At 66.1% G+C, this 14,368-nt stretch carries 11 protein-coding genes; 4 read left to right on the top strand and 7 right to left on the bottom strand.

Annotation, left to right across the window (positions count from 1 at the left end; translation table 11 throughout):
* Positions 1 to 112: 112 nt before the first annotated feature.
* The 7 genes from RSE14_RS06485 to RSE14_RS06515 all read right to left on the bottom strand — a co-directional run bounded on the left by RSE14_RS06485 (position 113) and on the right by RSE14_RS06515 (position 6,912).
* A complete protein-coding gene (locus RSE14_RS06485; RefSeq protein ID WP_324076436.1) occupies positions 113 to 364 on the bottom strand; it encodes a hypothetical protein in 252 nt (83 codons plus the stop codon).
* Positions 365 to 381: 17 nt separating this feature from the next.
* Positions 382 to 864 (bottom strand): TspO/MBR family protein, encoded by a 483-nt coding sequence (locus RSE14_RS06490; protein WP_324076438.1) that lies wholly within the window; start codon positions 862 to 864, stop codon positions 382 to 384.
* A 52-nt stretch (positions 865 to 916) separates the two neighbouring features.
* Positions 917 to 2,110 (bottom strand): geranylgeranyl diphosphate reductase, encoded by a 1,194-nt coding sequence (locus tag RSE14_RS06495; RefSeq protein WP_324076440.1) that lies wholly within the window; start codon positions 2,108 to 2,110, stop codon positions 917 to 919.
* Entirely contained in the window at positions 2,107 to 3,465 is a 1,359-nt protein-coding gene (locus RSE14_RS06500) for a BCD family MFS transporter (RefSeq protein WP_324076441.1), read from the bottom strand. Before RSE14_RS06500 ends, RSE14_RS06495 begins: the two co-directional genes overlap by 4 nt.
* A complete protein-coding gene (gene chlG, locus RSE14_RS06505; RefSeq protein WP_324076442.1) occupies positions 3,465 to 4,313 on the bottom strand; it encodes a chlorophyll synthase ChlG in 849 nt (282 codons plus the stop codon). Before chlG ends, RSE14_RS06500 begins: the two co-directional genes overlap by 1 nt.
* A 403-nt stretch (positions 4,314 to 4,716) precedes the next feature.
* Positions 4,717 to 6,138: a transcriptional regulator PpsR gene (gene ppsR / locus RSE14_RS06510; protein ID WP_324076444.1), complete on the bottom strand. Its 1,422-nt coding sequence runs from the start codon at positions 6,136 to 6,138 to the stop codon at positions 4,717 to 4,719.
* Positions 6,139 to 6,150: 12 nt separating this feature from the next.
* On the bottom strand, positions 6,151 to 6,912 hold the full coding sequence (locus RSE14_RS06515; protein ID WP_324076446.1) for a cobalamin B12-binding domain-containing protein: 762 nt from the start codon (positions 6,910 to 6,912) through the stop codon (positions 6,151 to 6,153).
* A 379-nt stretch (positions 6,913 to 7,291) separates the two neighbouring features.
* Here RSE14_RS06515 and bchF point away from each other — a divergent pair, with 379 nt between their 5' ends.
* The 4 genes from bchF to RSE14_RS06535 are packed head-to-tail and all read left to right on the top strand — an operon-like array spanning position 7,292 to position 14,359.
* Positions 7,292 to 7,852 (top strand): 2-vinyl bacteriochlorophyllide hydratase, encoded by a 561-nt coding sequence (gene bchF, locus RSE14_RS06520; RefSeq protein ID WP_324076448.1) that lies wholly within the window; start codon positions 7,292 to 7,294, stop codon positions 7,850 to 7,852.
* Positions 7,849 to 9,153: a ferredoxin:protochlorophyllide reductase (ATP-dependent) subunit N gene (locus RSE14_RS06525; protein ID WP_324076450.1), complete on the top strand. Its 1,305-nt coding sequence runs from the start codon at positions 7,849 to 7,851 to the stop codon at positions 9,151 to 9,153. Before bchF ends, RSE14_RS06525 begins: the two co-directional genes overlap by 4 nt.
* A gap of 3 nt (positions 9,154 to 9,156) precedes the next feature.
* Positions 9,157 to 10,728: a ferredoxin:protochlorophyllide reductase (ATP-dependent) subunit B gene (bchB, locus tag RSE14_RS06530; protein WP_324076452.1), complete on the top strand. Its 1,572-nt coding sequence runs from the start codon at positions 9,157 to 9,159 to the stop codon at positions 10,726 to 10,728.
* Positions 10,718 to 14,359 (top strand): magnesium chelatase subunit H, encoded by a 3,642-nt coding sequence (locus RSE14_RS06535; protein ID WP_324076454.1) that lies wholly within the window; start codon positions 10,718 to 10,720, stop codon positions 14,357 to 14,359. The genes bchB and RSE14_RS06535 overlap by 11 nt, the downstream gene beginning before the upstream one ends.
* Positions 14,360 to 14,368: the final 9 nt, after the last annotated feature.

A 14,368-nucleotide genomic window follows, 5' to 3' on the forward strand; every position in this document is an offset into this window, starting at 1 on the left:
CTGGCAGGCAAGCCCGAAAAAAGCCCGGTCCGGACCATCAAGGGGTCCGGGCCGGGCTTTTGCTTTGGGGGGTGTGGCTGGCGGGTTCAGCCTGGAAAGGGGCGGCAGGCTCTCAGCCCCGGTCGCGCGCGGCGAGGTCCATCAGGTGGAGCGGCAGCGAGGCGGCGAGCGGCAGCGCGATCCACCACCAGTCCGCCCCCGTCAGCGCAGCCCGCAGGCCGAGCACGATCAGCGCCGCCGGCCCGAGCAGCCCGGCGAGCTGGGCGATCGTCCAGCCGCGCGAGAGCCGCAGCCACACGGCCTCGATCAGCAGCACGCCTAGGATCAGATCGGCCGCATGGCCGCTGGCAAAGAATTCCTCCATGCCGCTTGCTGCGCCCCTCAGCCGAAGGGGGTGTTGAGGTCCACCACCGCCCAGTTGAGCGCGGCGGCAAAGCTCACCCACGCCAGATAGGGCACCAGCAGCGCTGCCGCGGTGCGCGAGAAGCGCCCGCAATAGATGATCAGCGCAAGGATCGAGAGCCACAGCAGCGTAACCTCGAAGAACGCCCAGTCGGGGCGCTGCATGCGGAAGAAGATGAGGCTCCAGCTGATGTTCAAAAAGCCGTTCAGGGCGAACAACCCGATCACCCACTCCGCCGCCGCCGATGTCGGCGCGGCGCGCCAGGCGGTGACGGCCGACATGGTGATCAGCGCATAGATCAGCGTCCAGCCCATCGGGAAGAGCGCGTCGGGCGGGTTCCAGGCGGGCTTGGCCAGCGCCTGATACCACGGGCCGAGATCGGTCACCGTCGCCCCCAATGCCGCCACGCACAGCGCCGCCACAGTGGCGACCGTTACGGGCAGGATCATCATCCGCTTCATCACGGGAAGCTTAAAGCGCCCTCGCCCAAGCTGCAATGGCCCGCCCATCGCCTCAGGTCGCCGGTCTCAGGCCCAGCAAGTGGGCGGTGTCTTTCAGGAAAATCTTGACGTGCGCCATGGGTTTGGCGCGCACCAGCTTCTTGTGCATATAGGCCTGCCAGGTCAGTTCCTGCACATCCTTGTCGTCGCACATGGTGACAAACCGCTCGCGCCGCTTGTCGGACGAATACCAGAAATACTGCATCATCCCCAGCACCCAGAACACCGTGCCGTGTTCCTTCATGAAACGTTTGCGCGCCGTGCGCAGCTGCTTGGCCTCGCCGGTGCGCAGGAAGGCGCTCGCCGCCTCGCCCACCAGCCGCCCGCCGACCATCGCGTAATAGATCCCCTCGCCCGATGCCGGGGCGACAATCCCCGCCGCATCGCCGGCGACGATCACATCCGCGCCGTTGTCCCAGCGCTTCAGCGGCTTCAGCGGGATCGGCGCGCCCTCGCGGCGCACGGTCTCGCAGCGCTCCAGCCCCAGATCATCGCGCATCCGCGCGATCGCGCTGCGCAGGGAGAAGCCCTTGTTGGCGCTTCCCACCCCGATGCTCGCGGTGTGGCCATGGGGGAAGACCCAGGCGTAGAAATCGGGCGAAAGCCGGCCCTGATAGAACACGTCGCAGCGCGAGGGATCGAAAGCCTCGGTGCTGCCCTCGGGCGACTTGATGATCTCGTGATAGGCAAACACGCAAGGCACCCGCTCGGCGCCGGGCAGGCACTGCTTGGCGACTGCCGAGCGCGCGCCGTCCGCGCCGATCACCACCCGTGCGCGCACGCTCTCGATCGGCCCGCCCCGCTCGCGCCGGAAGGTGACGATGGGATGCGCGCGATCATCGCGCTCGATCTTCTCGAAGGTCGCGGAGAGACGCTCCGCCCCCGAATGACGCGCCCGCTCGCGCAGCCACTCGTCGAATTCGTCGCGGTCGACCATGCCGACATAGCCGATCTCGCCCACCGGCATGTCCACCGCCCGGCCCGAGGGCGCGATCATCCGTGCCGAACGGGCCTTCGCCACGAGCAGCGATTGGGGAATGTCGAAATCGGCGAGCAGCCGCGGCGGGATCGCGCCGCCGCAGGGCTTGATCCGCCCGCCGCGCTCCATCAGCAGCACCGAATGGCCCGCCAGCGCCAGATCGGTCGCGGCCGTGGAACCCGAAGGCCCGCCGCCGATGATGACCGCATCATAGATCGTCTCGTTCATGCATAGACCTCCCTCTTGGCCTGCGCTGCGCCCATGCGCATCGCCGCCTCCCCCGTCGCCTTGATTGCGAGGATCGCCGCGAGCACGAAGGCCCCGGCCTCGATGGCGAACACCAGCTGGAACGCCGCGCCGTCATCTCCCAGGCCTGCGCGCGCTGCATCCAGCCCGAGCGCGCCGAGCAATCCGCCCAGCCCGAAGGCAATCGCCTGGCTCGCGCCCCACACGCCCATGCGCACACCCTCGCGCGTCTTTTCGCCCGCGCCCGCCAGCCCCATCATCGAGCCGATCGACGCGACCGCGAACACGCCGTTGCCGAAGCCCAGCACGAAGAGATTGAGTCCGAGCGGCCATGGCGGCCCGTTCACCGCAGCAAGGCCCAAAGCCCCCAGCCCCAGCGCCGAGGCGAGGCATCCGCCCACCACCCAGGGCCTGAGGCCATGCGCGCGCGCGCCGGAAAAGGCGCTGCCGCCGATCCCTGCGACAATCATGCCGATCAGAATGCCGCCCTGATGGAACTGGCCGACCGTCTTGGTCGAATCCCCCGGGGCCATGTCGAAGATGAGGCCCGCAAAGGGTTCGAGGATCAGGTCCTGCATCGAAAAGGCGATCATCGAGACGAAGATGAAGATGGTGAACCGCCGCGCGGCCGCCTCGTGCCAGATCTCGGAGAGCGCGGCGCGGAAATCGGGCGCGGGCGCATCGCTGGCCTCGTCGCGGAAATGGCCCGCCTGCCGCTCCAGCCGGACAGTGGCGAGCACTGTCACCACCACCATCACAGCTGCAAGGCCTGCTGCCACTTCGAGCACACGCTCCGGCGAATATGGCTTGATCAGGATGCCCACCGTGATGGCCGAAGCGACGATGCCGCCCACCATCATGATCCATGTCACCGCTGCGGCAGCCGCCCGCCTTTCGGGCGCGACCCCGCTCGCCAGCAGCGCCAGGGCCGAGGTGCCGCCTGCCCCCACGCCGACGCCGATCATGGCATAGGCAAACACCGCGAGCGTGAAGGCCGCAGGGAAATTGCCGCCCATCATCAGCGTCGCCTGGGTCGCGAGCAGCGATCCGCCCGCCAGCACCGCCAGCCCGCCGATAATCCACGGCGTGCGGGCGCGGCCCTTGTCCGAGCCGTGGCCCCAGAAAGGCCGGCCCAGTTGCACCGCATAATGCCACGCCACCAGCCCGGCCGGGATGGCCGCAGCCAGCTTGAATTCGACGATCATCAGCCGGTTGAGCACGGTTGTCGCCATCATCACCAGCGCGCCGATCGCCGCCTGCACCAGCCCGATGCGGATGATCGCAATCCAGCCGAAGCCCCTGGTCTGCACCGGCAAGGAGGCGGCAGGCCCGTGCATCAGATATAACCCCCGAGGCCGAGCGCCGCAGCGAGCATCCCCAGCACATAAAGCGTCACGCCCACGCCGTTGTACCACGGGGCCTTCCCCGCCGGATCGCGGATCAGGCGCGGCATGGCGGCAATCTGCGCGGCCAGCACAACGCTGACGGCGAGCGCGGAATAGAGGTAGCCCCACACCGCCAGCAGGCCGATCACCACGATCTGTGCGCTTGCCATGGTGACGCAGGCAAAGCGCGCGGCGTGCTCCACCCCCATCGTGACGGGCAGCGAGGTGAGGCCGGTCTGGCGGTCACCCTCGACCGCCTTGAAGTCGTTCAGCACCATGATTCCGTGCGCGCCCAGCGAATACATCACCAGCACGCAGATGACCGGGACAGACGGCATCGCGCCCAGCATCACCGTGGCGCCGGTGAACCACGAGAGCCCCTCATAGGTCAGCCCGCACACCAGCGGGCCGAGCATGCCATTGGCCTTGAAGCGCAGCGGCGGGGCGGAATAGGCCCAGGCAAAGCCGAGGCCGACCAATCCGGCGACGAACACCAGCGGGCCGAGCAGCCATGCGACACTCGCCGAAACGAGGCTGGCGACAATCGCGATATAGAGCCCCCAGCGCCCCGGGATGCGGCCCGAGGGGATCGGGCGGTGCGGTTCGTTGATGGCATCGACATGGCGATCGAACCAGTCGTTCACCGCCTGGGATGTGCCGCAAACCAGCGGCCCGGCCAGCAGCACCCCGCCCGCGACGAACCACCAGCGCCCCTCCAGCCCGGCGCCGGACGAAACCGCGCCGCACATGAAGGCCCACATCGGCGGGAACCATGTGATGGGTTTGAGAAGTTCGAGCACGTCTCGCGGACCGGGCCGCAAGCGAGGAAGGCTTCCGGGAACCGGGCTTGCTTGAGTCGAAGGCACCGAATGTTCCATGACGCAAGGCTATGCCTGACAGGCTTATGCGTCAAATTGTTTTGACAGTGTAAATCCGACAATGTCCGATTTTGGGGGTGTTTTGCACAAATGTTGGAAAAGGCGTGTCAATCACGCCTGCCTTGTTGGATGACCAATGTTGGATTTTCGGGGGCAAAATGGCGGATGTGGCCAAAACCGCCGCCAAAGCCGGTTTTGCCCCCTGCTTGACCCCCTCTAGACCCCCTCCAGACCCCCTTTAGGGGTGCAGTTGGACGCAGTTCGGGGGGTGCTTTGCGGTTGGTGATTTTGTCCTACGCGGGCCGCGGTTTTCGGCCCCGCAGGATCAGTCGTTGTCGCCCGCCAGATTGCCAAGCCCGTAGCGATGGAGCTTGGAATAGAGGCTCTGCCGGGAGAGGCCGAGGATTTCAGCCGCAGATGCCCTATTATCCGAGGTGTAGGAAAGCGCGGCTTCGATGCACAGACGCTCGATAAGGTCGGTGCTCTCGCGCACGATATCCTTCAGGCTCATCCGGCCGACCAGCTCGGTGAGCTGTTCGACCGAGCGCGGCAGCTCCTGCGCACCGGGCGGCAGATCGCGCAGGCGGCGGCCGATCGGGCGGATGACGAAGGCATAATGCGCGTCCTCGCCTGAGGTACGAACTGCTGACAATTCAATCGGTTCGCCGTCAACATCATGGCCCACGCGCAGCACGGTGGAGACATTGCGCGCCGCCCCGTGCTGATCGATCTGGCCTTCGATGAGATCGAGATCAATGCCCGGACGGCCAATCGATTCCGACAGGTGGCGGCCACGCAATTGATCGACGCTGGCGGCCTGAAGCAGCTCGACAAAGGCGGCATTGGCGGTGACGATTTCGAGGTTGCTGTCCGCCACCACGAAGGCATCGGGCATCTGGTCGACCAGCTCCAACAGGGGCGAGGCAGCCGGGATCGCCCGCTCGTTGGCGGGCACCAGCCGGACCAGCAGGAACTGGCCGCGATCCTGGGTGAAACCGGTTACCGTGGCCATCACTTCGCGCGCGCCGCGCGACAGGCGGATGCGCACCGGACTGACCGTATCGGACACCAGCGCCGCGCCCACGAGGCCCTGCAAGGCATCGAGCGAAATCTTGTCGAGCACGCTCGGCAGTTTCTTGCCCGGCAAGCTCCCCGTCCTTGCGCCGATCAGCGTATGCGCGGCCGGATTGGCCTCGCGGATCTTGAGCGTGGCGGCCTCGATGATCAGCACCGCCTCGGCCGAGCGTTCGAACAGCATGCGGTAGCGCGCTTCGAGCTGGCGCATCCTGAGGTAGTCGCGTTCAAGCGATTGCTGGACTTGCAAAAGGCGCTGCTGGAGCTTGCCCGCTTCGCGCAGATCACGCCCGAAAGCGATGCGATGGGCCCCGCCATTGACGCTGAGCACGGCATAGCGGATCGGCACATCGCCCTCGCGCGAGGGGTGGTTGACCTGGCGCCAGTGCTGCACCTCGCCGCGCCGGGCGCCTGCGAGCATCTCCATGATTTTCGGACGACTTTCGTCGGTCACCGTCTCGATCCAGTTGGCCCCGATCCAGCCGGCAAAGGCCGGGAATTCGCGCGGATCATAGGCCGCATCGAGGATCGTTCCGGTATCGTCGAGCACCAGGGTGACATCGCCGGCGACCATCGCCAGCTTCATCGCCGCATCGGCATCCAGCGTCTGGAATAGGTCGGCCGCCCGTTCGAAGGGGTTCTTGCCATCAATGCTGTGTTTGCGGGTGAGCATGCCGGGCCGGACCTAACGCTGGTGCTGGCTGCTGGAGGGAGAACGCTTCATCAGGGCTTCGGCCATGTCCAGCGCCGAGAGCGCATCCGAGCCTGTCCCATCTGCCCCCACATCTTTCACCATGCCCGGGTTTTCATTGATCATGCGGCCTCCGACAAACACGACAATGGCGGGATTGGCGGAAGCGTTGCGCATGGCCTTGATAAGGTTTGCGAGGGCGGCGCTAGGGCAATCACGGGCGAGCGTCAATCCTACGAGGTCGAAGGGGCGCTGGGCGAGCCGGTCGAGCAGATCGCGCCGTTCGGGCCGGACCAGCGCCTCGCTCTGCCAGCCGCCGCGGGAGAAGACTTCCTCGATCATGAGCGTGCCGAAATTGTGCTGATCGCCCGGCATGGGGGAGAACAGCGCGCTGCGCGGGACGTTGAGTTCGGGCAGATCGGCAGGCCAGCGCGCAGCGATCTCGCGCATCACTTCCTGCAGGCGCCACAGGCCCATGGTGACATCGAGGAAATCGATCTCGTCCCGGTCCCACATCTCGCCCAGCATGCGGGCGGCAGGGGCGAGGAGGTCAAGGCAGATGGTCTCGACGCTGGAGCCTTCGGCGATGAAGCCGTCTACCTCGTCAAGCAGGCTCGCCGCCTCCAGCCTGAGCGGGAGAATCGCAAAGCGCGAGGCATCCTCGGGGTCGATCGGGCGGTTGCGCTTGGTCTTGGGCTGGGAAGTACCGGAGCCATGCGCCATCAACAGGCGCGGGATGATTTCGCTTTCGATCATGGCATTGACCGAATCGCGCGACTCCTCGCGAGAGCCCGAAACCCTACGGCGAACCCGTTCAAGCGGGGCGGCAATCACCTCCCGAAGAACCGCCGAGCCGGCCTCAAACATGCCAGAAGCCTTGGAATCACCCATTCCTCGGACCCTCCCCAGGTCATGCGGATGTCCTTCCGCAGGAGGTAGTGAGCGCAGCCACGCGCCGCGCCCTTGGTCCGATCCCTTAAACCAGCGAATCTCCCCTACGCCTTTTTGCTCTCGGGCGCAAATGACGCCACCTCGGCATCAAAAAACGTCAACAGTTGTGAACGTCCAATTAGATTGACACCTGTGTTGGAACAGGCGTAGTCTCCGAGTCTGAGAGAAAAGGCTAACGCATCTAATGACTCGGAAGGATCAGGCATCCCCGGTCGAACCTGCAACCACGGCGACAGTCACGGTTAAGGGGGCGGGCCAGCAAAGAGGGAAGAGCCGCGCGCTCTACACTGCTGACCAGCGGGTGCGGCGCGACGAGTCGGTCTGGACCATCGTTCAGGGCGTTCTGGCCCCGCTCCAGTTCCTCGTTTTCCTCATCAGCCTCGGCCTGGTGCTGCGCACGCTTACCACTGGCGAGGGCGCATATGCTGCCGACGTCTCGATCGTGATCAAGACGCTGGTGCTCTACACCATCATGGTCACCGGCTCGATCTGGGAGAAAGTGGTGTTCGGCAAATGGCTGTTTGCCGAATCGTTCTTCTGGGAAGACGTGTTCTCGATGCTCGTGCTGGCGCTGCACACGCTTTATCTTGTGCTGCTGCTCGGCAATTACGGCACGCTGGAGCAGCGCCTGCTGGTCGCGCTCGCGGGCTACGGCGCCTATGTCATCAACGCCGGCCAGTTCCTGTGGAAGCTTCGCATGGCGCGGCTCGAAGGCAGCACAATCGGACAGGCGGTAGCGGCATGAACGCTCTCGACGTCCTCGATGGCTGCGCAACAGAGCTGGCTCGTCCCGCTGCCGACACCCAACGCCCGGTCCTGCGCGAGCGCGGCCAGCGCGAGGTGTTCTGCGGCCTCACCGGCATCATCTGGCTGCACCGCAAGATGCAGGACGCCTTCTTCCTTGTGGTCGGCTCGCGCACCTGCGCGCACCTGCTGCAATCGGCAGCCGGCGTGATGATCTTTGCCGAACCCCGCTTTGCCACTGCGATCATGGAAGAGCGTGACCTTGCCGGCATGGTCGATGCGCAGGACGAGCTGGACCGGGTGGTGAACCGCCTGCTCGAACGCCGCCCTGACATCAAGACGCTGTTCCTGGTCGGCTCCTGCCCTTCGGAAGTGATCAAGCTCGATCTTGCCAAGGCCGCCCAACGCCTCGGCGCGGTGCACATGCCGCGTGTGCGCATCCTCAATTATTCGGGCAGCGGGATCGAGACGACCTTCACACAAGGCGAGGACGCCTGCCTGTCCGCGCTGGTGCCGGTGATGCCCGCAAGTGCCGCCGACGCGCCCAAGGAGCTGCTGATCGTCGGCAGCCTGCCCGATATTGTAGAAGACCAGTTCCTGCGTCTCTTAGCGCAGATGGGTATCGCGAAGGTCGGCTGTCTGCCCGCGCGCAATGCCCGCGATCTGCCCTCGGTCGGCGCCAATACCCGCTATCTGCTCGCCCAGCCTTTCCTCGGCGAGACCGCGATGGCGCTCGAAGGGCGCGGGGCCAGGCGGCTCGATGCGCTGTTCCCGTTCGGCGCGGAAGGCACCTCCAGCTGGCTGCGCGCCGCAGCGCAGGAATTCGGGATCGACGATGCCGCGTTTGAGGCTGTCATCGCTCCGGGACGCGAACGGGCGCGGCTGGCCCTGTCGAAACTCCGCCTTCAGCTCTCCGGCAAGCGCATCAGCTTCCTGCCGGACTCGCAGCTCGAAGTGCCGCTCGCGCGCTTCCTGCAAGACGAACTCGGCATGGAACTGGTCGAAGTCGGCACGCCCTATCTCCACCGTGCGCACCTTGCGCGCGAGCTTGAAAGCTTCGGCCCTGAGGTGCGCATCAGCGAAGGCCAGCATGTCGAACGCCAGCTGGACCGCGTGCGCGCTGACCGGCCCGATATCACTGTCTGCGGGCTTGGCCTTGCCAATCCGCTCGAGGCCGAGGGCTTCACCACCAAGTGGGCGATCGAACTCGTCTTCTCGCCGATTCACGGTTTTGACCAAGCCGCCGATCTCGCCGAACTCTTTGCCCGGCCGCTGCGGCGCCGGGACATGCTGGAGGTCTAGGCGATGCAATTGGCAGTCTGGACATATGAAGGCCCCCCGCACGTCGGCGCGATGCGCGTGGCGACCGCGATGGAGAAGCTCCACTACGTGCTCCACGCGCCGCAGGGCGATACCTATGCGGACCTGCTGTTCACGATGATCGAGCGGCGCGGCAAGCGTCCGCCGGTCACCTACACCACCTTCGAGGCCCGCGACCTGGGCAAGGATACTGCGCAGATCTTCCAGGATGCCGCGCGCGAGGCTGTCAGCCGCTTCAATCCGCAGGCGATCATCGTCGGCGCTTCGTGCACCGCGGAACTGATCCAGGACGATCCGGCCGGCCTTGCCGAGGCGATGGACCTGCCCTGCCCCGCCATCCCGCTCGAACTGCCGAGCTACCAGCGCAAGGAAAACTGGGGCGCGGCCGAGACCTTCTACCAGATCGTGCGGCACCTTGCCGATACGTCGCTGGTGCGCGAACCGCGTGAGGGCCGCAAGGCGCGCGCCAATATTCTCGGCCCGACCGCGCTTGGCTTCCGCCACCGCGACGATCTGGTCGAGATCCGCAAGATCCTCGATGCCCTCGGCGTCGAGGTGAACCTTGTCGCTCCGCTGGGCGCCACACCTGAGGACATCAAGTCGATCGGCGCCGCCGACTTCAACATCGTCCTCTATCCCGAAATCGCAGATGAGGCCGCCCGCTGGCTTGAGCGCACTTTCGCTCAACCCTGTGTGCGAACCATCCCTATCGGCGTAGGAGCCACCCGCTCCTTTATCGCCGACGTCGCCGAGCTGGCAGGTGCAGATCCCACGCCTGCCCTCGGCGACACCTCTTCACGGCTCCCGTGGTGGAGCCGATCGGTCGATTCGACCTATCTCACCGGCAAGCGCGTCTTCATCTTCGGCGACGCGACCCATGCGGTTGCCGCCGCGCGGATCGCGCGTGAGGAGCTGGGCTTCGAGGTGTGCGGTCTGGGCTGCTACAACCGCGAATTCGCCCGCGAGATCAGGGCCGAGGCGGCCCTGTGCGGGGTCGAACCGCTGATCACCGACGATCACCTCGCGGTCGAGGATGCGATTGCCGCGGCCTGCCCCGAACTGGTGCTGGGCACGCAGATGGAGCGCCACATCGCCAAGCGCCTCGGCCTTCCTTGCGCGGTCATCTCCGCGCCGGTGCACGTGCAGGATTTCCCCGCGCGCCACTCGCCCCAGATGGGTTTCGAGGGCGCGAACGTGATCTTCGACACCTGGGTCCACCCGCTGGTGATGGGCCTGGAAGAGCACCTGCTCACCATGTTTCGCGAGGATTTCGAATTCTCGGATGAAGCCGGCGCATCGCACCACGCGGCCCATTCCCCGCGCAAGATGGTGGTCGATACCCTCTCCGAAGCGCCGGTCGAAGATATCCCAGCTCCGGCGATGACCGATGAACCCGGCTCGCTGTGGACCGCAGAGGCCGAGCGCGAATTGAAGAAGATCCCCTTCTTCGTGCGCGGCAAGGCCCGCCGGAACACCGAGAATTTCGCGGCTGCCGAAGGGCGCCGGCAAATCGATCTCGAAACGCTCTACGACGCCAAGGCGCACTATGCACGGTAGTGTCCCTTCCGCCCCGTCGCACGAAGGACAGGCCCCCGTCAGGGTGGCGATCATCACGCTCGACAATCACCTGAAGGGCGCAGTCGATCGGGCCGATGCGGTGCTTGGGCCGGAAGGCATCGACCTTGCCCTCTTTGCGGCTGCCGACTGGGGCAGCGACGCCATCGAGCTCGAAAAGGTCAAGGCCGCGATTGCCGAGGCCGACATCGTGATCGCCACGATGCTGTTCCTCGACGATCACATCCGCATGATCCTCCCCGCGCTCGAAGCGCGGCGCGAGGATTGTGATGCGATGGTGTGCCTGATGAGCGCGGGCGAAGTGGTGCGGCTCACCAAGATGGGCGGCTACCGCATGGATGCCCCCGCGAAAGGCCCGCTCGCGCTGCTCAAGAAGCTGCGCGGGTCTTCGGGCAAGGACGGCAAGCCCAATTCGGGTGCCGGGCAGATGAAGATGCTGCGCCGCCTGCCCAAGATCCTGCGCTTCATCCCCGGCACCGCGCAGGATGTGCGCGCCTATTTCCTCACGCTGCAATACTGGCTGGCGGGCTCGGACGAGAACGTGGTGGCGATGGTCCGCGCGCTGATCGATCGCTATGCCGCCGGTGAGCGGAGCGATCGCCGCGGCGTCACCAAGGCTGACGCCCCGCTCGAATATCCCGAAACCGGGGTCTATCACCCGCGCACCCAGCAGCGCATTTCCGAAAGCCTGCGCCTGCTTCCCTCTGCCAAGGGACGCGAGGGCACGGTTGGCCTGATCCTGCTGCGCTCCTACCTCCTGGGCCGCGACAGCGCGCATTATGACGGCGCGATTGCCGCCTTCGAGGGTGCCGGGCTGAAGGTCATTCCGGTCTTCGCCAGCGGCCTTGATGCGCGCCCCGCGATCGAGCAGTTCTTTATCGGCCCCGATGGCCGGCCCACGGTGGACGCGGTCGTCAACCTCACCGGCTTCAGCCTTGTGGGCGGCCCGGCCTATAGCGATGCGGCCGCCGCGCGCGAGGTGCTGGGCAAGCTCGATCTGCCCTACATCGCCGCCCACGCGATCGAGTTCCAGACCATCGAGGACTGGGCGCACCGCCCGCAGGGCCTGCTGCCCCTCGAATCCACCATGATGGTCGCCCTGCCCGAGCTCGATGGTTCGACCGTGCCGCACGTCTTCGGCGGGCGCGCGGGCAATTCCGGCCCGTGCTGCAATGGCTGCGACCGCCAGTGTCCGCGCCCCGCATCGGACAAAGCCAAGCCGATGCAGGCCTGCCCTGACCGCGCCGAGGCGCTCGCCGCCAAGACCGTCCGCCTGATCCGCCTGCGCCGCGCCGAGCGCGCGAGCCGCAAGCTCGCCATCGTCGTCTTCAACTTCCCGCCCAATTCGGGCGCGACCGCGACCGCCGCCTTCATGGCGGTGCATGAATCGCTCTATGCAACGCTCCGGCGCCTCAAGGCCGAGGGCTATGATGTCGAAGTGCCCGAAAGCCTCGATGCGATGCGCGCGGCGCTGCTGAAGGGCAATGCGGATCGCTATGGCACCGACGCCAATGTCGCCCACCGCATCCCCGCCGACGAACACGTCGCGCGCGAGCCGCATCTGGCCGAGATCGAAGCCGCCTGGGGCCCCGCCCCCGGCAAGCAGCTCGCCGATGGCGGGCATATCCTCATCCAGGGTGCGCATTTCGGGAAAGTCTTCATCGGCGTGCAGCCGGGCTTCGGCTATGAGGGCGATCCGATGCGGCTGCTGTTCGAAGGCAGCTTTGCCCCGACCCACGCCTTCAGCGCCTTCTACCGTTGGCTGCGCGAGGATTTCGGCGCGCACGCGATCCTGCATTTCGGCACCCACGGCGCGCTCGAGTTCATGCCGGGCAAGCAGGCCGGCATGTCGGGCAAGTGCTGGCCCGACCGGCTGATCGGCGACACCCCCAATTTCTATCTCTACGCCGCCAACAACCCGTCGGAAGGGATGCTGGCCAAGCGCCGCTCGGGCGCGACCCTGATCAGCTATCTCACCCCGGCACTGGCGCAGGCGGGCCTCTACAAGGGCCTGTCCGAACTGAAGGCCAGTGTTGAACGCTGGCGCGCGACCATCGATGACGAAGCCCACGCTGAAGAGCGCGCCGATCTCGCCTTGCTGATCGCCGACCAGTGCGAGGCGCTCGACATTGTCTGCGAGGACATCGGCGGGCTGACGGAAAAGCTCTACGAGATCGAGCAATCGCTGATCCCGCATGGCCTGCACGTGTTCGGAAGCAATCCGCAAGGTGCCGAGCGCGAGGACATGCTCGATGCGATGATGGAAGCGGGCAGCCACGATGGCCCCACGCCCGATCGCGCCGTGCTGGCCGCCAAGCTCGATTCCTCGGACGAAATGGCTTCGCTGATCCATGCGCTCGATGGCGGCTATGTCCCGCCGGCGCCCGGCGGCGATGTAGTGGTGAACCCCGATGTGCTGCCCACCGGGCGCAACATCCACGGCTTCGACCCCTTCCTCCTCCCTTCCGCCTTTGCCTGCCGCATGGGCAGCGAACAGGCCGAGCGCCTGATCGCGCGCCATGTCGAGAGCGGCGAGTCCTTCCCCGAAAGCATCGCCATGGTGCTGTGGGGCACAGACAACATGAAGTCCGAGGGCGTCCAGATCGCCCAAGCGATGACGCTTATGGGTGCCCGGCCCCGCCGTGACACCTATGGCCGCCTTGCCGGTGCAGAGCTGATCCCGCTCGCCGAGCTTGGCCGTCCGCGCATCGATGTGGTGATGACGCTCTCGGGCATCTTCCGCGATCTGCTCCCCATGCAAACCCGCATGCTGGCCGAAGCTGCGCTGCTCGCCAGCGCTGCCGACGAGCCGCTCGAAGCCAATTTCATCCGCAAGCACACGCTCGCGCAGATGGAGAAGCACGACTGCGACATGGAAACTGCGGCGCTGCGCGTCTTCTCCAATGCCGAAGGGGCCTACGGCGCCAACGTCAACCAGATGATCGCAGGCGGTGTCTGGGCCGACCCGGACGAGCTCGCCAATGCCTTCGAAGTCAACAAGGGCTTTGCCTACGGGGTTTCGGGCAAGCCGGTGCAACAGCGCGAATTGCTGCAAAGCGTGCTCGCTCAGGTCGATTTCACCTACCAGAACCTCGAAAGCGTCGAGCTCGGCATCAACGACGTCGATCAATATGTCGATGGCCTCGGCGGCGTCACCCGTTCGGTGGCGCGGGCCAAGGGCGCGGAGACCCCGGTCTACATCCTCGATGCGACCCGCGGGAACACCAAGGTGCGCACGCTCGCCGAACAGATCGATCTGGAAGCGCGCACCCGCACGCTCAATCCCAAGTGGTTCGAAGGCCTGCTCGAGCACGGCTACGAAGGCGTGCGCCAGATCGAGGGCCATGTGACCAGCACGCTGGGATGGTCGGCCACCACCGGGCAGGTCGCGCCGTGGGTCTACCAGAAAATCTCCGAGACTTTCGTGCTCGACGAGACAATGCGCCGCCGACTTTCGGCGCTCAACCCAAAGGCTTCAGCGCGGGTGGCCAGCCGCCTGCTCGAAGCCTGCGACCGCCACCTGTGGGAGCCGGACGAAGCCACACTCGCCGCTCTGCGCGAAGCCAATGACGAGCTCGAGGACCGCCTTGAAGGCGTGTTCGCGGGCGAATGACAACGAGGG

It is taken from the genome of Erythrobacter sp., from assembly GCF_035194505.1.
Classification (GTDB): domain Bacteria; phylum Pseudomonadota; class Alphaproteobacteria; order Sphingomonadales; family Sphingomonadaceae; genus Erythrobacter.

Excerpts from the sequence above, each read along its gene's own strand:
- RSE14_RS06535 (WP_324076454.1), top strand. The coding sequence starts at position 10,718 with ATGCACGGTAGTGTCCCTTCCGCCCCGTCGCACGAAGGACAGGCCCCC.
- ppsR (WP_324076444.1), bottom strand. The coding sequence starts at position 6,138 with ATGCTCACCCGCAAACACAGCATTGATGGCAAGAACCCCTTCGAACGG.
- RSE14_RS06500 (WP_324076441.1), bottom strand. The coding sequence starts at position 3,465 with ATGCACGGGCCTGCCGCCTCCTTGCCGGTGCAGACCAGGGGCTTCGGC.
- RSE14_RS06485 (WP_324076436.1), bottom strand. The coding sequence starts at position 364 with ATGGAGGAATTCTTTGCCAGCGGCCATGCGGCCGATCTGATCCTAGGC.
- RSE14_RS06490 (WP_324076438.1), bottom strand. The coding sequence starts at position 864 with ATGAAGCGGATGATGATCCTGCCCGTAACGGTCGCCACTGTGGCGGCG.
- RSE14_RS06515 (WP_324076446.1), bottom strand. The coding sequence starts at position 6,912 with ATGATCGAAAGCGAAATCATCCCGCGCCTGTTGATGGCGCATGGCTCC.
- bchB (WP_324076452.1), top strand. The coding sequence starts at position 9,157 with ATGCAATTGGCAGTCTGGACATATGAAGGCCCCCCGCACGTCGGCGCG.
- bchF (WP_324076448.1), top strand. The coding sequence starts at position 7,292 with ATGACTCGGAAGGATCAGGCATCCCCGGTCGAACCTGCAACCACGGCG.
- RSE14_RS06525 (WP_324076450.1), top strand. The coding sequence starts at position 7,849 with ATGAACGCTCTCGACGTCCTCGATGGCTGCGCAACAGAGCTGGCTCGT.
- RSE14_RS06495 (WP_324076440.1), bottom strand. The coding sequence starts at position 2,110 with ATGAACGAGACGATCTATGATGCGGTCATCATCGGCGGCGGGCCTTCG.